Annotated in this window: 1 protein-coding gene (only partly in view); it reads left to right on the top strand. The window is 70.0% G+C overall.

The window, feature by feature from the left end; all coding sequences use genetic code 11:
• A protein-coding gene (locus ACYQ5L_RS35235) for a non-ribosomal peptide synthase/polyketide synthase (protein WP_459962531.1) crosses the window boundary here: on the top strand, nt 1-23559 show its 3' portion. Its footprint begins 2073 nt before the window's first position; only the last 23559 of its 25632 coding nucleotides appear in the window; its start codon lies beyond the left edge, outside the window; the stop codon is at nt 23557-23559.

Here is a 23559-nt window from a genome sequence, read left to right as displayed (position 1 = left end):
GTCGACGTGCGCGACTTCTTCGATCGGCCGACCGCGGCGGCGCTGGCCGCGCTCGCGGAAACCACCGGCTCGGTACCCGCCCTGCGAGCGCAGCCCCGGCCGGAGCGGTTGCCGCTGTCGCCCGCCCAGCAGCGCATGTGGTTCCTCAACCGCCTGGCCCACACCGAATCCGAGTCCGCCGCGGCCGGATTCGATGCGGCGGCGGTGGACAATGTGGCCGTCGCGCTCCGGCTGCGCGGGGAGCTCGACGTCGCCGCGCTGGCCGCCGCGATCGGTGATCTGACGGCTCGGCACGAGGTGCTGCGCACCTGCTATCCGCAGACTCCGGACGGGCCGGTGCAGGTCGTGCGCGCCGCTGTCGAGCTCGATCTGGATCCGGTCGATATCGCCGGGACCGCTGTGCGTCCCGCCATCGAGGCGCTGGCCGGTCAGGGTTTCGATATCGCCGAACAGATTCCGCTCCGCATCCGGCTGTTCCGCACAGACCCCGATGACCACACGCTGGTGCTGGTGGTGCATCACATCGCCGCCGACGGCGTCTCCATGAATCCGCTGGTGCGCGACCTGGCCACGGCATACACGGCCCGCCGGGCGGGGGAGCGGCCCGGATGGGCGGCACTGCATGTCCAGTACGCCGACTACACCCTGTGGCAGCGGGAGCGGCTCGGCGCGGAATCCGATCCGGAGGCCCTGGCCGCCCGCGAGCTCGCCTTCTGGACCGCCGAACTCGACGGGCTGCCCGCGCAGCTGGAGGTGCCCGCCGACCGACCCCGGCCGGCGGTGTCCGGATATCGCGGGGCCACTGTCGAATTCGATATCGATCCGGCACTGCGCGCCGCGATCGACCAACTTGCCGCGCGGTGCAGAGCGACACCGTTCATGGTGCTGCACGCCGCGCTCGCGGCCTTGCTGGCGCGGTTGTCCGGCACCACCGACGTCGCCATCGGCACCGCGGTGGCGGGTCGCGGTGAACGGGCTCTGGACGATCTCATCGGCATGTTCGTCAACACCCTGGTGCTGCGCACCGAGGTGCGCGGCGAATTGTCCTTCGCCGAGCTGGTTTCCGCGGTGCGGGAGCGCGATCTGCGGGCCTTCGCCCATCGTGAGGTGCCGTTCGAGCGCCTGGTCGAGGTGCTCAATCCGGTCCGCGCCCGCAATCGGCATCCACTGTTCCAGGTGGCGCTGTTCATGCAGAACCTCGGCGTCACCCTGCCGGAGCTGCCGGGAGTCGAGGTGGAGCCGGTCGATTTCGATCCGGGCTTCGCCAAATTCGATCTACAGCTCACCATCTCCGAGCGCGCCGGTGGATATCGCGCCGAATTCACCTACGCCACCGAACTGTTCGACGCCGCCACGGTGGACGAGTTCGCCGCCAAGTTCACTCGCCTGCTGACCGCCGCCACCGCCGCCGCCGATCGCCCGGTCGGCGATATCGAACTGCTGGACGCCGGGGAACTCGACTACGTCGTCGATTCCTGGAACGCGACCGGTCACAAGGTGCCGGATGCGTTCCTGCACGCCGGTTTCGACGCCCAGGCCCAGCGCACCCCCAAGGCGCGCGCCCTGATCTCGGGCACGGACGAGTTCACCTACGCCGAGCTGGATGCGCGCATCAATCGCGTGGCCCGCGCACTCATCGACTCCGGTGTGGGCCCGGAATCACTGGTCGTGCTGGCCATGACGCGTTCGGTGGAGCTGGTGGTCGCCATGTACGCCGTCCTGCGGGCCGGTGGCGCGTATGTGCCCGTGGATCCCGCGCATCCGGCCGAGCGCATCGGCCATATTCTCGATACCGCGCGCCCGGAACTGGTGCTCACCACCGCCGCCGACGGTTTCACGCTGCCGGAGGACTCGCGGCTGCCGCTGTACCTGCTGGACCTGCTCGAGCTCGCCGAATACTCCGAACGCAAGATCACCGACCGCGAGCGGCTCGCCGCCCTGCACCCGGACCATCCCGCCTACGTGCTGTTCACCTCCGGCTCGACCGGCAGGCCCAAGGGCGTTGCCGTCAGCCATCGCGCCATCGCCAACCAAATGGCGTGGATGCAGGCCGAATACGGGATCGGCGTGCGAGATGTGTACCTGCAGAAGACAGTCACGACTTTCGACGTCTCGCTGTGGGGCTACTTTCTGCCATGGCGGGCCGGGGGCACCCTGGTGCTGGCCGATCCGGACGGGCACCGAGACGCCCGCTATCTCGCCGAAACCGTGGCCCGGCACGGTGTCACGCTCACCGATTTCGTGCCGTCCATGCTCGCGGTCTTCGCCACTCACGCGCAGCCGGGCGAATTGGATTCGCTGCGCCAGGTTTTCGTGGCAGGTGAAGCCTTCCCGGCCGAGACGGCCGCGGCCTTCCGCGCGGTGTGCGATGCGGGGCTGCACAATCTGTACGGGCCCACCGAGGCGGCCGTCACGGTCACCTATCGCGAGGCGGGCGACGAGACCACGGCGGTGCCCATGGGCGAGCCGGAGTGGAACACCCAGGTCTACGTGCTGGATTCGCGGCTGCACCCGGTGCCCATCGGGGTGCCCGGCGAGCTGTATCTGGCAGGCGTGCAGCTGGCGCGCGGCTATCACGGCCGCGTCGACCTCACCGCGGATCGCTTCGTGGCCAACCCGTTCGGGCGGCCGGGAGCGCGCATGTACCGCACCGGCGACCTGGTGAAGTGGACCGCCGACGGTGAACTCGTCTATCTGGACCGGCTCGACTTCCAGATCAAGTTCCGGGGCCAGCGCATCGAACTGGCCGATATCGAGACGGCGCTGCTGACCGCGCCGGAGGTCGCGCAGGCCGCGGTCCGGGTGGTCACCGCCGAAACCGGCGACTATCTCGCCGGCTATGTGATCCGCACGCCCGGAGGCGATCTCGATATCGAGGCGCTCACGGCCCGCGCGGCCCGGCTGCTGCCGCCCTATATGGTGCCCACCGCGATCGTGGAACTCACCGAGTTCCCCCTGGGCGCCAGCGGCAAGCTGGACCGCAAGGCCCTGCCCGCACCGGTTCTGGCGGCCAAGCGCTTCCGCGCACCCGTCGACGCCGCCCAACGCCTGGTCGCCCGTATCTTCGGCGAAGTGCTGGGCCTGCCGCGCATCGGCCTCGACGACGACTTCTTCGCCCTCGGCGGCAGCTCGCTCTCCGCCACCCAGGTCACCGCGCGCACCGGAGCCGAACTGGGCGTACGCATTCCGGTCCGCCTGCTCTTCGACGCCGGATCCGTCGAAGCCTTCGCCGCCGCCGTAGCCGAATTCAAGGGCACTGCCACACGTCCCGCACCGACACCGCAGCAGCGGCCCGCCAGGGTGCCGCTCTCGCCCGCGCAGCAGCGACTATGGTTCCTCAACCGCCTGGAAAGCGAGCAGGACGCCCCCGGTCGCTACCATCTCCCGGTCGTGCTGCGCCTGTCCGGCCGCCTCGACCTCACCGCCCTGCAACAGGCCGTCCTCGACCTGCTGGCCCGCCACGAATCCCTGCGCACCTACTACCCCGACACCGAATTCGGCCCGTACCAGAAAACCCTCGACGCCACCGATGTCGGCCTGAGCCTGAACCGCGTCCAGGTCCCGGAATCCGAGGTCATCACGGCCGTCACCGCCATCGTGTCCGCTCCCATGGACGTGACCCGCGAACTCCCCTCTCGCATAGCGCTCCTGGTATTGGACCGCGGCCCCGACGCCCCCCTGAACGCCGACGAGTACGTCCTGGTCCTGGTCCTGCACCACATAGCCGGCGACGCCCTGTCCATGCCGCCCCTCGTCGCCGACCTCATGCGCGCCTACACCGCCCGCCACACCGGCCACGCCCCCGACTGGTCCCCCCTGACCATCCAATACGCCGACTACAGCCTCTGGCAGCGCACCCTCCTGGGCTCCGAAACCACCCCCGGCGACCTAGCCCACCAGCAACTCGAATTCTGGCGCGACACCCTCACCGGCCTCCCCGCCCAACTACCGCTCCCCACCGACCGCCCCCGCCCCGCAGATCCGCAGAACACCGGCGCCACAGTCGACTTCACCGTCTCGACCGAGGTCCTCACCGGCCTGCGTGACCTGGCGGCAGCAAGCAACGCCACCTTGTTCATGGTGGTCCACGCCGCCTTCGCCGCCACCCTGTCCCGTTTGGCGAACATCACCGACATCGCCATCGGCACACCGGTCGGCGGCCGCGGCGAACGCGAACTCGACCCTCTCATCGGCATGTTCGTCAACACCTTGGTGCTACGCACCGAGGTAGACGGCAACACCTCCTTCACCGACCTCCTCGCCCAGGTCCGCGATATCGACCTGGCTGCCTTCGCGAATGCCGAACTGCCCTTCGAGCGCCTCGTCGACGCACTCGCGGTGGACCGCTCCACCGGCGCGCACCCCCTTTTCCAGGTCATGCTCAGCTTCGGCGAAGCGCCCGATGCCGACGCCGAACTACGGCTACCGGGCCTCACCGTCACCCCGATCGAAATACCCGACCCAACAGCCAAATTCGACCTGCAACTGGTGATCACCGAAGCAGCGGGCGACCACCTGACCGCGAGCCTCCGCTACGCGACCGAACTCTTCGACGCAGCCACCGCAGCCGCCTTCACCGCCCGCTTCCAGCGCATCCTGCGAGCGGCGGCCGCCAACCCGTCCGCACGAGTAGGCGACATCGACCTCCTCGATCCCGCTGAACGAGACCTCGCCCTGCGGACGTGGAACGACACCACCCACCCGGTCACCGAACACACACTGGTCGATCTGTTCCTCGCCCAGTCCGCCCGAACTCCGGACGCCCCCGCCCTGGTCATTCCGGACGCCCCCGCCCTCACCATGGGGAACGTCCCCAAGGATGCGGCCCGCGAGGTCCTGACCTACGCCGAGTTCGCCTCCCGCGTGCACCGCCTGGCCCGCCGCCTCATCGCAGCCGGCGTGGGCTCGGAAACCCGTGTCGCCCTCGGCATGCGCCGCTCACTCGACTTCGTCGCCGCCGCCTACGCGGTGCTCGAGGCCGGTGGCGCCTACGTGCCCCTGGACCTCGACCAGCCCGCGGAACGCATCGCCGACGTGCTCGCGACCGCAGCCCCGGTCTGCGTACTCACCACCACGCAGGACAGCTTCGCCATTGCGCGCGCGGGCGCTGCCGCCCGATGCGACGTCTCGACCACGACCGGGGATCCCTCGACTGCCCCGGGTGACGGCCGGACCATTGCGGACGATGGCTCCGATTCTGCGGGCGACATTGCGATTCGCGTCGGCGGAGCTTCGCCCACCGTGGGCGACGGTTCCAACGCGGCGAGTCACGGCTTCACCACCACCGGCGGTGGTTCGGCCGCCGCAGGTGTGGTGACGCTGGTTGTCGATGAGCTGGATCTGTCGGAGTACCAGGCTGTTCCGGTCAGCGATGCCGAGCGGATCGCTCCGCTGCGGCCGTCCAACGCGGCCTATGTGATCTTCACGTCCGGTTCGACCGGTCGCCCGAAGGGTGTGGCGGTGCCGCACTCGGCGGTCGTGAACCAGATCCGCTGGATCACCACCGAATACGGCATCGATGCCGGCGATGTGGTGCTGTTCAAGACGCCGCAGACCTTCGATGTGTCGGTGTGGGAGTTGTTCGGGCCGTTGGCGACCGGTGGTCGGATGGTCGTGGCAGCGGCGGACGGGCATCGGGATCCGCGGTATTTGGCGGATGTGATTGCGGCTGAGCGGGTCACGATCACCTCGTTCGTGCCGTCCATGCTGTCGGTATTCGCCCAGGCTGCCGAGCCGGCGCAGTTGGTGTCGTTGCGGGCACTATTGGTGGCCGGTGAGGCATTGACCTCGGATGCGGTGTGGGCGTTCCGGCGTATCAGCCCGGCGAAGCTGCACAACCTGTACGGCCCCACCGAATTCACCGTGCACGCCACGTTCGCGCCGGTCGCGGAGGATGTGCAGGGCGCGGTGCCCATCGGTCTGCCGGTGTGGAACGCCCAGGCGTACGTGCTGGATTCGCGTCTGCACCCGGTGCCGCAGGGTGTGGCGGGTGAGCTGTATCTGGCGGGTGATCAGCTGGCGCGTGGGTACGTGGGCCGCGCGGATCTGACCGCGGATCGGTTCGTGGCCAATCCGTTCGGGACGTCCGAGCGGATGTATCGCACCGGTGACCTGGTGCGGCGGGCTGCTGATGGTTCGATCGTGTACCTGGGTCGTACCGATTTCCAGGTGAAGTTGCGCGGTCTGCGGATCGAGCTGGGTGAGATCGAATCCGCGCTCATTGCACTGGATTCGGTGGCTCGGGCCGTTGTGCTCGTGCGTGACGATCACGGCACGGGTGATGCGCTGGTTGCCTATCTCATCCCGGCGAATGGTGCCGAGGTTGTGGTTGCGGAGGTGCGTGCGGCGCTGGCTCGGCGGCTGCCGGGATATATGGTGCCGTCGGCCTATCTGGTGCTGGATGCGTTCCCGCTCAATGCCTCCGGGAAGCTGGATCGCCGGGCGCTGCCTGCTCCCGCGCCGGTGCGGTCGGAGTTCCGGGCGCCTGTGGGGTCCGGTGAGACTCTGGTTGCCGATGTCTTCTCCGCGCTGCTGGGCGTGGATCGGATCGGGATCGACGACGACTTCTTCGCGCTGGGCGGGAACTCTCTCATCGCCACGCAGCTGGCGGCGCGGCTGAGCAAGGCCACCGGTGCGGCGGTGCCGCTGCGCGCTGTTTTCGAGGACTCCACGGTGCGCGGGCTGGCGTTGCGTATCCAGTTGGCGGACAGTGCGGTTTCCCCTGTGCTTCCGCCGTTGACCGTGCAGGAGAGGGGGGCGGAGATTCCGCTGTCCATTGCCCAGCAGCGCATGTGGTTCCTGAATCGGTTCGATGGGCGGGACGGGTACAACATTCCGTTCGCACTGCGGCTCACCGGTTCGCTCAATGTGGAGGCGCTGGAGGCCGCCATCGCCGATGTGATCGCCCGTCACGAAACGCTGCGCACGCTGTATCCGGAGCGCGATGGCGCGCCTACGCAGCTGGTTCTGCCCGCGGGTACCCGGCTGGTGGAGCTCGCGGCGGAGGGGGTTTCCGCGGCGGATTTGGGTGAGCGGGCGGAGGCGCTGGCGCACACCGTCTTCGACGTCACGGCCGAGGTGCCGTTCCGCGCGAAGTTGTTGCGCGTTGTGGATGAACCGAATACCCATGTCCTGCTGTTCGTGGTGCATCACATCGCCGCCGACGGGTGGTCGTTCGCGCCGCTGACCCGGGACCTCGCGCACGCCTATGTGGCCCGTTGCGCCGGAGTCGCGCCGAGTCCTACGCCCCTGCCGGTGCAGTACGCGGATTTCGCGCTCTGGCAGCGGGCCGCGCTCGGCAGCGCGGATGACCACGATTCGGTGCTCGCGGGACAGCTGCGGTACTGGACGCGCCGCCTGGATGGTGTGCCCGAGGTGCTCGCGCTGCCGGGTGATCGGCCGAGGCCGGCGGTGGCCGGGAATCGCGGCGGGCTGGTGCGCGGTCGCCTGGATGCCGAATTGCACGCCGCTATCGGTGCATTCGCGGCCGAGCAGCGGGTGACGCCGTTCATGGTGCTGCATACGGCGCTGGCTGTAGTGCTGTCCCGGCTGTCGGGGGCGGCGGATATCGTCATCGGCGCGCCGGTGGCGGGACGGGGTGACGAGGCGCTGGACGACCTGGTCGGCATGTTCGTCAATACGCTGGTGCTGCGCACCGCCGTTTCGCCGGATGCCACCCTCGGTGAACTGCTCGCCACGGTGCGAGAGACCGATCTGGCGGCCTTCGAGCACGCCCTGGTGCCCTTCGAAACGCTCGTCGACGCCCTGAATCCGGTGCGCTCGCAGGCGCATGCACCGTTGTGCCAAGTGACGCTGACCCTGCAGAACCACGAACGGCCGGAGATCCGGTTGCAGCGGCTCGCCATCGAGGCGCTGGAGGTGGAGGTCGGCGCTACCCAGTTCGATCTGGACTGGACGCTGTCGGAGACCACCGACGCCGCGGGGGCGCCCGCGGGCATGGAGGTCCATCTGGTCTATGCCCGCGACCTGTTCGATTCGGAGACCGTGGCGGGTTTCCTCGCCGCCTTCGAACGGGTGCTGCGCGCACTGCTCGCCGATCCGCGCGTCACCGCGGGCGAGGTGGAGATCATGTCGGTGGCCGAGCGCGGGGAACTGCTCTCCGACCGCAATGCCACCGCGCGGGCGTTGCCGCGCGAGACCTTGGCCGATCTGCTCGATCGGCGAGCCGCGACGGACCCGGAGACCGTCGCGCTCGCCCTCGACGGGGCTACCCGCACCTATGCCGAGCTCGCCGATCGTGCGAATCGTCTTGCCCGGCATCTGGTTTCGGAGGGCGTCGGTCCGGACACCGTTGTCGGCGTCACCGCCCAGCGGTCGTTCGACACGGTGACCGCGCTGTTCGCCATCGTGCAGGCGGGTGCGGCGTATCTGCCCATTGACCCGGAGCACCCGGCCGACCGGATCGCCCATGTGCTCGCCGCATCGCAGGCCACCCTGGCGCTGGCCGTCGGCGGTGCCACACTGCCCGCGCTGGATGGCGTGCGTGTGCTGGAGGTGGCCGCGCTCGAGCTGTCCGCACTGTCGCCCGCGCCGCTCACCGATGCCGACCGGCGGGGTGTGCTGCGGCCGGACAACCTCGCGTATGTGCTGTTCACCTCGGGCTCCACCGGTCTGCCCAAGGGTGTCGCCACCAGCCATCGCGCCATCATGAACCAATTGCGCTGGCTCGAGCACCGCTACGGGGTCACCCGGGACGACCGGATCATGCAGCGCGCGCCCTTGACCTTCGACGTATCGGTGTGGGAGTGCTTCCTGCCCGCGCTGGTCGGCGCGCCGCTGGTGATCCCGCGGCCGGACGGGCATCGGGACCTGGACTATCTGGCGGGGCTGATGCGGGACTGCGGCGTCACCATCGCCGAGCATGTGCCGTCGGTGCTGGCCGCGCTGATCGCGGAGGGCCACGGTGATGCGCTGGCCTCGTTCCGGCACCTGCACACCGGCGGCGAAGCGCTGTCGGCCGAACTGCTGACCACGCTGCGCGCGCACGTCGGCGGCGCGGTGCACAATGCGTACGGCCCGACCGAGGCCGCGATTTCCACCATCTACCACGAATTCTCCGATGCGGACCCGGAATACGAGGTGGCCATCGGCCGGCCCAACTGGAATACCCGCGCCTACGTCCTGGATGCCCGGCTGCGGCCGGTGCCGACCGGCGTCACCGGCGAGCTGTACCTGGCGGGCGCTCAGCTGGCGCGCGGCTATCAGGGCCGGGGCGGGCTCACGGCGGAACGCTTCGTATCCGACCCGTTCGGGGTGCCCGGATCCCGCATGTACCGCACCGGCGATCTGGTGCGGTGGAACCGGGATGGCGCGCTGGTATATCTGGGCCGCAACGACTTCCAGGTGAAGCTGCGCGGTCAGCGCATCGAACTCGGCGAGATCGAGGCGGCGCTGCTGTCCGCCGAGGGCGTCGCCCATGCGGCGGTGCTCGCCGCGAAGGACAGTGGCGGCGCCGATTGCCTGGTCGGCTATGTCAGCGGTGCGGGCCTGTCGGCGGACGCCGTGCTCGACCATGCGCGCGCCCAGTTGCCCGGCTATATGGTGCCCGCCCATCTGGTGGTGCTGGACGCGATGCCGCTCACCAGCGTCGGCAAGCTCGACCGCACAGCCCTGCCCGCAGTCGAATTCACCGCCTCCGCAGTCGCTTTCCGCGCTCCGAAGGAAGGCGCGGAGGCCGTGCTGGCCGCCCTCGCCGGCGATCTGCTCGGCGGCGCACCCATGGGCGCGGACGACGACTTCTTCGCGCGCGGCGGCAACTCCCTGCTCGCCATGCGCTTGATCGCCCGCGCCAATGCCGCCCTCGGCAGTGATATCGGTGTGCGGGAGATCTTCGAGGCCCCGACCATTGCCGCTCTTGCCGCCCGCGTCACCCGGGGAGCGGGCAGCGGGCCGAGGCTGGCGGCCGGGCCTCGCCCGGAGCGAATCCCGCTGTCGCTGGCGCAGAACCGGATGTGGGTGCTCAACCGGCTGGAGCCGGAATCCGCGGTCTACAACATTCCGGCGGCCATCCGCCTCACCGGTGAGCTGGACGTGGCCGCGCTCCGGGCCGCCGTCGCCGATGTCATCGTCCGCCACGAATCGCTGCGCACGGTGTTTCCCGAGGACGCGGACGGTCCCAGGCAGGTCGTCGTCCCGGCGGCGGAACTCGCCATGCCCGCGCTGAATCCGGTGGAAACCGGCGATATGGCCGCCGCGGTGGCCGAGGTCGCCGGTCGCGGCTTCGACCTGCGCACCGAATTGCCGATCCGGGTGCAACTCCTGCGGCGCATCGGCTCCGACCGTGAGCACGTGCTGGTCGTGGTCACCCATCACATTGCGGCCGACGGTGTTTCGACCACGCCGCTGGCACGCGATCTGGTATTCGCGTACGCGGCCCGCACGGCAGGTGCGGCGCCCGCATGGACTCCGCTTCCGGTGCAGTACGCCGACTTCACGCTGTGGCAGCACGCGGTGCTCGGCAGCGCCGATGACCCGGATTCGATTCTGTCCGAGCAGATCTCGCACTGGCGCACCGAGCTGGCCGGCTTGCCCCCGTTGCTGGAGCTACCCGCCGATCGGCCCCGCCCAGCGGTGGCGTCCGGTCGCGGCGCCGCCTACCAGTTCGGCATCGATGCCGAGACGACCGCCGCCATCGAGGAATTGGCGCGGCGGCACGGGGTCTCGACCTTCATGGTGGTGCACGCCGCCTACGCCACGCTGCTGGCGCGGTTGACCGGCAGCGCCGATATCGCCATCGGCACGCCCATCGCGGGCCGCTCCGAACAGGCCCTCGACAATCTGGTCGGCATGTTCGTCAACACCCTGGTGCTGCGCACGCCGGTCACCGGAGACACCCGGTTCGCGAGCCTGCTCGGCACCGTGCGGGAAACCGACGTACGCGCCTTCGCGCACGCCGAGCTGCCGTTCGAGCGGCTGGTCGAGGAGCTCGATCCGATGCGCTCCCAAGCGCATTCACCCATCGTGCAGGCGCTGCTCACCTTCGAGCACCGGGACGATACGACGCTGCGGTTGCCCGGCCTGGAGGTCTCCGGCTATCCGATCGAGAACACCACCGCGCAATTCGATCTGTCGCTGGCGTTCACCGAGGTCGCCGACGCGGCGGGCCGCACCGCCCTGCACGGTGTACTGCGCTATGCCACCGACCTGTTCGACGTCGGCACCATCGCCGGATTCGCCGCGCGATTCCGCCGCATCGTGGCCGCCGCCCTGGCCGATCCCGCCATTCCGGTGGGCGATATCGACCTGCTCGATCCCGCCGAACGCGAACTGGTGCTGCGGAACTGGAACGACACCGCGGCCGATCTGCGCCTGGACGGCGGTGCGCCGACGCTCATCTCGCTGTTCGAAGCGCAGGCGCTGCGATCCGCGCACCGCACGGCGCTGACTTTCGAGGGCGCCAGCCTGACCTACGGCGAACTCGCCGCGCGGGTGAACCGGTTGGCGCGCCATCTGCTCGCGCACGGTGTGGGCCCGGAATCGCTGGTGGCCCTGGGTATGCGGCGTTCCATCGACCTGGTCGTCGGCATGTACGCGGTGCTCGCGGCGGGCGGGGCGTATGTGCCGCTGGATCCGGATCAGCCCGCCGAACGCCTGGAATACATTCTCGCCACCGCCGATCCGGTGGCCGTGCTGACGTCGGGGATGGACCTGCCGATCGATATCGCGCAGGTGCGCATCGATCTGCTGGACCTGTCCGGCTGGTGGCCCGGCGAACCGCTGACCGATGCCGAGCGGCGGCGGCCCTTGCGACACGACAACACCGCCTACGTCATCTTCACCTCCGGTTCGACGGGGCGCCCGAAGGGTGTGGCGGTCAGCCACGCGGCCATTGTGAACCGCCTGGTGTGGATGCAATCCGAGTATCGCCTGACCGCGGCGGACGTGGTCCTGCAGAAGACCCCGGCCACCTTCGACGTCTCGGTGTGGGAGTTCTTCTGGCCGTTGCTCACCGGGGCCCGGCTGGTGGTGGCCCGGCCCGACGGGCACCGCGATCCGGCGTACCTGGTTCGGGTCATCGGCGAGCAGGGCGTCACCACCGCGCACTTCGTGCCCGCCATGCTGGCGGCATTCGTCGGCGCCCTGGAGGAGACAACCACTTCCGTGCGCGGCGGGGGGATGCGCCTGCGGCAACTCTTCGCCTCGGGTGAGGCATTGCCCGCGTCCACCGCGCAGCGGACGCGCGAGCTGACCGGGGCCCGGCTGCACAATCTGTACGGACCCACCGAAGCCGCGGTCGACGTCACCTATCACGAGGTCGCCTATACCGACACCGTGTCGGTGCCCATCGGCAGGCCGGTGTGGAATACCCGTGTCTACGTGCTGGATTCGAGACTGCGACCGGTCGCTCCGGGTATCGCGGGTGAGCTCTACCTGGCCGGTGATCAGCTTGCCCGGGGCTACCTGACCCGGCCCGGGCTGTCCGCGGATCGGTTCGTGGCCAATCCGTTCGAGCCGGGTGCGCGCATGTACCGCACCGGTGACCTCGTGAAGTGGGCCGGTACGGGCGAATTGGAATACCTGGGCCGCACCGACTTCCAGGTCAAGTTGCGCGGTCTGCGCATCGAGCTGGGTGAGATCGAATCCGCGCTCACCACACTGGAATCCATCGCACAGGCCGTGGTGGTGATGCGCCCTCACGACCAGTTGGGCGATCAGCTGGTCGCCTACCTGCTCGCGGCCGAGTCCGCGGTGGACGTCGACGCCGTCCGGGAACGACTGGCCGCGACGCTGCCGTCGTACATGATTCCGGCGGCCTTCGTGGTCCTGGACGCCTTCCCGCTCAATGCCTCCGGCAAACTGGATCGAAGGGCGCTGCCGGAACCGGAATTCCGGACTGTCGCCTACCGCGCCCCGGCGACCGCGACCGAACGCGTCATTGCCGCGATCGTCGCCGAACTGCTCGGCCGGGACCGGGTCGGCGCGGAGGACGACTTCTTCGCGCTCGGCGGCAATTCGCTGTCCGGCACCCGCCTGGTGGCTCGCCTGGGCGCGGCGCTGGCGGCCGATATACCGGTGCGACTGCTCTTCGAGGCGCCGACGGTGGCCGGTCTGGCCGCCCGGGTGGCGCACCTCGCCGGTACCGGCGAGCGGCCCGTTCTGCTGGCCCGGCCCGCGGACGCCGGTGCGGCGGAACTGCTTCCGCTGTCTCCGGCACAGCAGCGCATGTGGTTCCTGAATCGGTTCGACCCGCAGGAGACGGTCAACAACATCCCCGTCGCCCTGCGCCTCGTCGGCGCCGTGGATTCCGTCGCGCTGACGGCGGCCTTGCAGGACGTCACCGATCGGCACGAGTCGCTGCGTACCGTCTACCCGGATGTCGACGGCATCGGCTACCAGCGCATTCTGCCGCCCGGCAGCGCACCGGCGGTGACCCGGCTGGACGGCACGGATCTGCCCGCCGCGCTGGCCGCGTTCGCGGGCACACCATTCGACGTGACCGCGGCGGTGCCGCTGCGGATCGGCCTCGCCGCGGTCTCGGCCGATGAACAGGTGCTCGTCCTGGTCGTGCATCACATTGCCGCCGATGGCTTCTCGCTGACGCCGCTGGCCCGCGATCTCGGCGTCGCGTACGCGGCCCGGGCGGGCGGCGGCGCACCGCGGTGGGTGCCGCTACCGGTGCAGTACGCCGACTACGCGCTGTGGCAGTGCGAGCTGCTCGGCGCCGAGGACGATCCGGAATCCCTGGCGGCGCGGCAGCTGACGTACTGGCGGACGACCTTGCAGGGGCTGCCCGCCCAACTCGACCTGCCCGCCGACCGGCCCCGCCCGCTGGCGGCCTCACACCGTGCGGCCGTCGTCACGGCGCCCTTCGACGCGTCGCTGCGGGAGGCGGTCGCCGTCCTCGCCGCGGCGTCGGACGCCACGCCGTTCATGGTGGTGCACGCGGCCCTGGCGGTGCTGCTGGCCCGCCTGTCCGGCACCGAGGACATTGCGGTGGGCGCGCCCGTCGCCGGCCGCGGCGAGGCCGCGCTGGACGATCTGATCGGCATGTTCGTCAACACCCTGGTGCTGCGCACCGCGGTGCGGCCGGGCGAATCGTTCGCGGAGCTGCTGGCCCGGGTGCGCGATACCGATCTGGATGCCTTCGCGCATGCGGATGTCCCGTTCGAGCGCCTGGTGGAGGTGCTCGATCCGCCGCGCTCACCGGCCCGGCACCCGCTGTTCCAGGTGGCGCTGTTCTTCCAGAACCTCGACCCGATCGGCCTCGAGCTGCCCGGCGTCAGCGTGCGCGAATGCGAATTCGACTATCAGACAAGCAGGTTCGATCTGCAGCTGACCGTCACGGACGATGCCCTGGCCTTCACCTATGCCACCGATCTGTTCGATGCGGAGACCATTGCGGCCCTGGCCCGCCGGTTCGAGCGCCTCTTGACGGCGGTGACCGCCGCTCCCGGGCGGCTCGTCGGCGATATCGACCTGTTCGAGCGCGGCGAGCGCGAACGCGTACTGCGCGAATGGAACGATTCCGGCTGTGCCTCGGACCCCGGGGAGCTCCTGCTCGACGCCTTCCGGGCGCAGGTCGCGGCCACTCCCGACCGGGTGGCCCTGCGTTACGCACCGGATGGTGACCAGCCCGCCGCGGAGCTGACTTATGCCGAGTTGCACCGCCGCGTCAACCAGCTGGCCCGCCATCTCATCGCGACGGGAATCGGACCGGAATCACTGGTGGCCCTGTCGATCCGGCGCTCGGTGGATCTCGTGATCGCCATCTACGCCGTCCTGGAGGCGGGCGGCGCGTATGTGCCGATCGACCCGGATCATCCGGTGCGGCGCATTGCCCACATCCTCGACACCGCACGCCCGGCGGCCCTGCTGACCACCGCCGCGGATCGGGCCGATCTCGGCTACCGGGGTCCGATCGTCGAGGTGGACACGGTGGCGCTCGACGGCTACTCCATCGTCGCCGTCACCGCCGCCGAGCGGCGCGCCCCGCTGCGCCCGCGGCATCCGGCATATGTCCTCTTCACCTCGGGGTCGACCGGAAAACCCAAGGGTGTCAGCGTGTCTCACGCCGCCATCGTCAATCAGATGAACTGGATGGGCCACGAGTACCGGCTCACCGCGGCCGATGTGTATCTCCAGAAGACCGCCACCACCTTCGACGTCTCACTGTGGGGCTGGTTCCTGCCCTTGCGGGTGGGCGCGACGCTGGTGGTGGCCACCCCGGACGGCCACCGCGATCCGGCGTATCTGACCCGCGTGATCGCCGAAACCGGCGTCACCGTCACCGATTTCGTACCGTCCATGCTGGGCGTGTTCGCCGGTCACGCGGATCCCGCCGAACTGCGGACCGCGCTGGCCTCACTGCGGCAGGTGTTCGTCATCGGTGAAGCCCTGCCCGCGGACACCGTGCGGGCCTTCGGCGCGGTGAGCGCCGCGCGGCTGCACAACCTGTACGGACCCACCGAGGCGGCGGTGTCGATCACCTACCGCGATGTCACCGGCGAGGTTGCGCGCACCGTCATGCCCATCGGCCGCCCGGAGTGGAACAGCCGTGTCTACGTGCTGGATTCGCGCCTGCGGCCGGTGCTGCCCGGGGTTGCGGGGGAGCTGTACCTGGCCGGCGCGCAACTGGCCCGCGGCTATCACGGCCGACCGGACATCAGCGCCGACCGCTTCGTCGCCGACCCCTTCGGCGCGCCCGGGGATCGCATGTACCGCACCGGTGACCTGGTGCGCTGGGACGACACCGGCGAGCACGCGGAACTGGTGTACCTGGGCCGCACCGACTTCCAGGTGAAGTTCCGCGGTCAGCGGGTGGAACTCGGCGAAATCGAGGCCGCGCTGGGCGCGGCGCCGGGGGTCGCACAGGTCGCCGCCCGGGTGGTGGTGACCCCGGCCGGTGAGCACCTGGTCGGCTATCTGACCGCGCTGCCCGGGGCGCCGATCGCGGAAGCGGAGGTGCGTGCGGCGGCCGCCGCGGCCCTGCCGTCCTATATGGTCCCGTCCGCCTTCGTGGTGCTGGAAGCCTTCCCGCTCAATGCCTCCGGCAAGCTGGATCGCGCGGCGCTGCCCGATCCGGTGTTCGACCAGGTCGCCTATCGCGCACCCGGCACCGCCACCGAGCACACCGTGGCCGCCGCCTTCGCCGAGGTCCTGGGCCTGGCGCGAGTCGGGGCCGCGGACGACTTCTTCGACCTCGGCGGCAATTCGCTCAATGCCACCCGGGTCCTGGCCCGGCTGAACGAGCGCCTGGGCCATCGCATTCCGGTGCGCACCCTGTTCGAGACCTCGGTGGTGTGCGCGCTCGCCGCCCGCCTGGATGCCGAGCGGCCCGCCGAGGCGCTGCCCGCCCTCACCACCGGTCCGCGCCCGCAACGGATTCCGCTGTCGCCGCTGCAGCAGCCCATGTGGCTGGTGAATCGCCTCGATCCGGAATCGCCCGCCTACAACCTGCCCGCGGCGGTGCGCATTCTGGGCGACCTCGACGAGCACGCCATGCGGGCGGCTTTCGCCGATGTGGTCGTGCGCCACGAGGCGCTGCGCACCGTGTACCCCCTCGATGGGGACGGCGACGGCCATCAGGTGATCCTGCCGCCGCACACCGCCATGCGGCTCGAGCTGGAAACGGTGGGCGCCGCACGAGTGATGGGGCGCATCGCCGAGATCGTCTCCGCCGGTTTTGATGTCACCACCGAGGTCCCGGTGCGGGCGGTGCTGCTGCGCGAGTCCGGCGGCAGTCATGTGCTGGTGGTGGTGCTGCACCACATCGCGGGCGACGGCTTCTCCGTGGATCCGCTGGTGCGCGATCTCATCACCGCCTATCTGGCGCGGTGCCAGGGCGCGCCACCGGCTTGGTCACCCTTGCCGGTGCAGTACGCCGACTACACAGTGTGGCAGCACCGGGTGCTGGATGCGGTTGCCGCCGAGGAGCTTGCGTACTGGCGGGCGACCCTGGCCGGACTTCCCGACGAACTGCCGCTGCCGGCCGACCGTCCGCGTCCGGCCGTATCCTCGCGCCGCGGCGCGGTGGTGCGCGGCCGGATCGGCGGCGGCGTCGGCGCGCGGGTGCGGTCGATTGCCAAGCGGCACAACGCCACACCATTCATGGTCTGTCATGCGGCGCTGGCGGTGCTGCTGGCGCGCATGTCCGGCACCGACGATATCGCCATCGGCACGCCCACCGCCGCCCGAGCGGCCAGCGCCCTGGACGACCTGGTCGGCATGTTCGTCAATACCCTGGCGTTGCGCACCCGGCCCGGTCTGGAACGCAGCTTCGCCGAGCTGCTCGCCGAGACCCGCGAGGTGGACCTGGCGGCCTTCGCGCACGCCACGGTGCCCTTCGAGCGGATCGTGAACGAACTCGGCATCGAGCCCACCCGGACCCGGCATCCGGTCTTCACCGTGACGCTGAGCTATCTGAACCTGACCCGCGGTACCCACGGGGTGCCCGGACTGGTGCTGGAGGATGTCGAATTCGACGAGACCACCGCGAAATTCGATCTGACCTTCACCATCGGCGAGGAACTCGACGCGGACGGGCATCTGCCGGTGGAGATCACCTACGCCACCGACCTGTACGACGAGTGCACGGTCGCCGAGCTGCTGCGCCGCTTCGGCCGGGTGCTCGGCGCGGTCACCGAGAATCCGGAAATCCGGATCGGCGCCATCGAGGTGCTGGCGCCCACCGAACGGTCCGCCCTGCTGGCCCGGCGGGGGCCGCGCGCCTTGCCCGCGCGCACCCTGGCCGAGATCATGGCCGCGGCCGTGGCGGCGAATCCGCACGGCACCGCGCTGGTGTACCGGGGCCGCAGCCTCAGCTATCGGGAGCTGGACGAGCGGTCCTCGCGGCTCGCGCGACTGCTCATCGAGCGCGGGCTGGGGGCGGAGGATTTCGCCGCCGTCGCCGTTCCACGCTCGATCGACTCCATGGTGGCGCTGTGGGCGGTGGCCAAGACGGGTGCGGCCTTCCTGCCGGTGGACCCCACCTATCCGGCGGAGCGCATCGCCTACATGCTGAACGACTCCGGGGCGCGGGTCGGGCTCACCGTCGCCGCCGTGGCGGAAAGGCTGCCGGCGCAGACGGAATGGATCGTGCTGGATGCCCCGGGCACCGGCGCGGTCCTGGACCGCACCAGCGGCGCACCCGTTACCGCAGGCGAACTGGCGCGCCCGGCGCGGCTCGGCAATGCGGCCTGGATGATGTACACCTCCGGCTCCACCGGCCGCCCCAAGGGCGTGGTGGTCACGCATGCGGGGCTCAGTGGCGTGGCGGCGATTCACGAACAGCAGTGCCCCACCGGGTCGTCCGATCGGGTGCTGCACCGGGCCTCGCCCAGTTTCGACGCCTCGCTGATGGAACTGCTGATGGCGCTGCCCGCCGGCGCGGCGCTCGTCATCGCGCCCGCGGACGTGTTCGGCGGTGCGGAGATGAGCGAGCTCATCGCGGCCGAGCGGGTCACGCACGCGCTGATCACGCCGTCGGTGCTGCAAACCCTGGATCCGGACAAGCTGCGCGGGCTGCGTCATCTGTCGGTCGGCGGTGAGGGATTCGGCCCCGATCTGGTGGAGCGCTGGGGGAGCGGCCGGGAGTTGTACAACTCCTACGGGCCTACCGAGGTCACCATCACCACCCATATGAGCGCGGCGCTGCGTCCCGGTGACGGCGTGGTGCTGGGCGGGCTCGCGCCCGGACTGTCGGCGGTGGTGCTGGATGCGCTGCTGCGGCCGGTTCCGGATGGCGTGGTCGGTGAGATGTACCTGCGCGGACCGGGATTGGCGCGCGGCTATCACGGGCGGCCCGCGCTGAGCGCCGACCGCTTCGTCGCCGATCCGTACGGGGAGCCCGGTGGGCGGCTCTACCGCACCGGCGATCTGGTGCGCTGGGTGACCCGCACCGTCGGCGGGATCGGCTATCCGGTGCTGGAGTACCTGGGCCGATCCGATGATCAAGTGAAACTGCGCGGGCTGCGCATCGAACTCGGTGAGATCGACGCGGTGCTCGCCGCGCACGAAGCCGTGGAATTCGCCGTCACCATCGGCCATACCGGGCCCTCCGGTGATCTGTCGCTGGTGTCGTATGTCCTGCCCGCCGCCGGGCGCACCATCGACATCGAGGAACTGCGCGCCCACGCGAGCCGCTCGCTCATCGCCTATATGGTGCCCGCCGCCATCATGGTGATCGACGCGGTGCCGCTCACGCCGACGGCCAAGCTGGATCGGAAGGCGCTGCCGGAGCCGGTGTTCCGGGCGGCGGAGTTCCGTGCGCCGGTCACCGTGGCCGAACGGACGGTCGCGGCCGTCGTCGCCGAGACCCTCGGTCTGGCGGTCGGCGAGATCGGCGTGGACGATGACTTCTTCGCTCGCGGCGGCAATTCGCTGAGTGCGGCGAAACTGTCCGCGCGGCTGACGGCGCGGCTGGGCGCTGAGGTCGCCATGCGCACCGTCTTCGAGCATCCGACCGTCGCCGCCCTGGCCGCCGTCGTCGATTCCGGGGACGCGGTCCGGGGGCCGATGCTGGTGCGCCGCACCGAGACCGGGCCCGCACCGCTATCGCCGGCGCAGCAGCGGATGTGGTTCCTGAACCGGTTCGACGGTGAATCGGCGGCCTACAATATTCCGCTGGTGCTGCGATTGTCCGGTGCGCTCGATCTCGAGGCGCTGAACGCCGCCATCGCGGATGTGGTGGATCGGCACGAGGTGCTGCGCACGGTGTATCCGCTCACCGAATCCGGACCGGTTCAGGTGATCCTGCCCGCCGCGACCCTGCCGCCATTGCACCCGCTCCCGGTAGCGGAGGACGAATTGCGCTCGGCGGTCACCGATTTCGTCGCGGAAGGTTTCGACGTCACCGCCGCTGTCCCATTGCGCGCCCGCCTCTACGCACCGATCGGCGCGGACGGGGAACAGGTACTCGTGGTCGTCCTGCACCACATCGCCGCCGACGGATCATCGCTGACACCGCTGGCCCGCGACATGATGACCGCCTATGCCGCCCGTCGTGCCGGCACGGCGCCCGGCTGGACGCCGCTGCCGGTGCAGTACGCGGATTACGCGGTGTGGCAACGGGAACGGCTCGGCTCCGAACACGAGCCGTCCTCGCTGCTGGCGGCGCAGTTGCGGTACTGGACCGAAACCCTGGCCGGACTGCCCGATCAGCTGACGCTGCCCGCCGACCGCCCGCGTCCCGCGGTGGTGTCCACGGTGGGCCGCGAGCTGGAGTTCACCATCGACGCCGAGCTGCACGCCCGGCTGGCCGAACTCGGGCGCGACAGTGGCGCGACGCTGTTCATGGTGCTGCACACCGCCTTCGCGCTGCTGCTGTCCCGGCTGTCCGGCACCACCGATATCGCGGTGGGCACCCCGGTCGCCGGTCGCGGCGACGATATGCTCGACGACCTGGTCGGCATGTTCGTCAATACGCTGGTGCTGCGCACCGAGATCGATCCGGCCGCCGCCTTCACCACCCTGCTGCAGCAGGTGCGAACCGGCGACCTGGCCGCCTTCTCGCACGCCGACGTTCCGTTCGAGCGCCTGGTCGAGGTGCTCAACCCGATGCGCTCGACCGCACGGCACCCGCTGTTCCAGATCGGCTTCTCGTTCAACAATATGTCCGGCGCGGCCTTCACCCTCGACGGCCTGCACATCACGGCGGGCGAATACGACACCACCATCTCGCAATTCGACCTGCACCTGGTGCTCGCGGACCGCTACCACCCCGACGGCACACCCGCCGGACTGGCGGCGAGCATCACCTATGCGACCGCCCTGTTCGACGAGTCCACCGTCGCCGGATTCGCAGCCCGATTCCAGCGCCTGCTCGCCGCCGTGCTCGCCCAACCCACCGCCCCGGTGGGCGACCTGGATCTGCTCACTCCGGCCGAACGCAAGCGAATCCTGGTGAGCTGGAACGACACCCGCCACACCATCGACGAATCGGCAACGCTGGCCTCGCTGCTCGAACGGACCATCGCCACCGCCCCGCAGGCACCGGCGTTGATCGGTGACAGTTCCGAGGGCCGGGTCGAGTTGACCTATGCCGAGCTGGCCGAACGGGTGAACAGGCTGGCACGCCACCTGATTTCACTCGGCGTAGGGCCCGAAACTCGCGTCGCGCTCGCGCTGCGGCGATCGGTGGACCTGGTGGTGGCCATGTACGCGGTGTCGGTCGCCGGTGGAATCTACGTGCCGGTCGATCCCGACCAACCCGCCGAGCGCACCCGGTACATCCTGGAGACAGCCGCTCCCGCATGCGTGCTCACCACGGCCCGCGATGGCTTCGGGGCCGAACCAGTCCACCGTCGGGGCGAATCCCCTGGTCATCCCGGCGCGCTTGTCGGCCGGGATCCACACGCCGCCGGTGATGTCGTCACCAGGGTGGATTCCGGCCAAACCCACGCCGGAATGAGCGGGGCCGGGCAAGCCGGAATGGCCGAGGCCGGGCGAGCCGGAAGGAGCGGGGTCGGGCCGGCCGGGGTGACCGGAGCCGAAATGCCGGGAGCGGTGGTACGCATCGATGAGCTCGACCTGTCGGGCTACTCGGCTGCGGCGGTTTCCGCCGGGGAACGGGTGCGGGAGCTGACGGCCGCCAATACCGCGTATGTCGTCTTCACGTCCGGTTCGACCGGGCGGCCCAAGGGCGTGGCGGTGTCGCATGGTGCGGTGGTGAATCAGTTGCTCTGGAAGGCAGCGGAATTCGGGCTCGGGCCTGCCGATGCGGTGTTGCTCAAGACTGTTGCCACGTTCGATCTGTCCGTGTGGGAGTTCTGGTCGGCGGCGGCCTGTGGCGGGCGGCTGCTGATTGCCGCGGCCGAGGGGCATCGGGATGCGGGGTATCTGAACGAGCTGGTGGCTCGGGAGCAGGTGACGACGCTGCATGCGGTGCCGTCCATGCTCGATGCGCTGCTCACCGCCGCCGGGCAGGAACGTCCGTTGCGGTCGCTGCGGCGGGTGCTGGCCATTGGTGAGGCGTTGCCGGGTGCGCTGGCGCAGCGGTTCCGGACGGCCTACCCCGAGGTCGGGTTGTTCAACCTGTACGGGCCGACCGAGGCGGCGGTGTCGATCACCTCGCATCGGGTGGGTGCGGCCGATCGGGTCACGGTGCCCATTGGTGTGCCGGAGTGGAACAGCCGGGTCTATGTGCTCGACGCGCGGTTGCGGCCGGTGCCGGTCGGGGTGGCCGGGGAGCTGTATCTAGCCGGTGCGCAGTTGGCTCGTGGCTATTTCGGGCGGGCGGATCTGACCGCGGAGCGGTTCGTGGCCAATCCGTTCGAGCCGGGGGAGCGGATGTATCGCACCGGGGACCTGGTCGCGTGGACCGCGGGCGGGGAGCTGGAACATCGGGGCCGCACCGACTTCCAGGTGAAGATTCGCGGATTCCGGATCGAGCTGGGGGAGATCGAGACGGCGCTGCTGGCGTTGCCGGAGATCGCTCAGGCCGCGGTGCTGGCCAAGTCCGGACCCGCCGGGGATCGGCTGGTGGCCTACCTGGTCGGTGCGAATATCGATGCGGCGCAGGTGGCGTCACGGCTGGCGGCCACGCTGCCGTCGTATCTGGTGCCCGAGGCGTTCGTGGTGCTGGACGCGCTGCCCTTGAATGCCAACGGCAAGCTGGATCGCCGGGCGCTGCCCGAACCGGCTTTCGCGCCGCGTGAATTCCGCGCTCCCGCTACCGAACTGGAGCGGACCGTGTGCACGGTCTTCGCCGAGGTCCTGGAGTTGGATCGAATCGGGCTGGACGACAACTTCTTCGAGCTGGGCGGCAACTCGCTGCTCGCGGTGCGGTTGGCGGCGGCGCTCGGTGCTGCTCTGGAGCGACGGGTTCCGGTACTGGTGTTGTTCACCGCGCCCACGCCCGGCGGGCTGGCGGCGCGGCTGGACGCCGCGGCGGGCATCGATGCGGATCGTGCGTTCGATGTGCTGTTGCCGCTGCGACCCTCCGGGACCGGAGCGCCGCTGTTCTGTATTCATCCGGCGGGCGGCATCTCCTGGTCCTTCGCCGGACTGGCGGCCCATCTGGACGACGATCGCCCGATCTACGGTCTGCAATCACCGGCGCTCGGATCGGAGGCGGCACAGCCGGATTCGATCGAGGAGTGGGCGCGGCGCTATGTCGACGAGATTCGCGCGGTCCAGCCGGAGGGGCCGTATCACCTGCTCGGCTGGTCACTGGGCGGTGTGCTGGCGCATGCCGTGGCGGTGCAGTTGCAGGAGCAGGGGCAGCAGGTGGCGACTCTGGCCGTGCTGGACAGCGCGCTGCACGTGGATACCACCGAGCCCGTGGATATTCCGCTGACGGAACTGTTCGGCGGCTTGCTGGGTGCGGCGGCCGATATCGGCCCGGAGCGGCTGGCGCGCATGACCGACAGCGGTGTGCGCTCACTGGCGCTCATCGGTTCGTACCGGCCCCGCCGGTTCAAGGGCGACCTGGTGTACTTCACCGCCGCCCTGGACGATCCGAGCTGCACGGTGAATGTCGCGGGCTGGACCGACGCCATCGACGGCGTGCTGCACAACCATGCCGTGCCGGTCACGCACTGGCGCATGACCTCCCCTGCAGCCCTGGCTCAGATCGCCCGCGTTCTCAGCGCGGGCAGCTGA

It is taken from the genome of Nocardia sp. IFM 10818 (assembly GCF_054655275.1).
The sequence above is the reverse complement of the archived record's forward strand: the minus strand, read 5'-3'. Positions and strand labels throughout refer to the sequence as shown.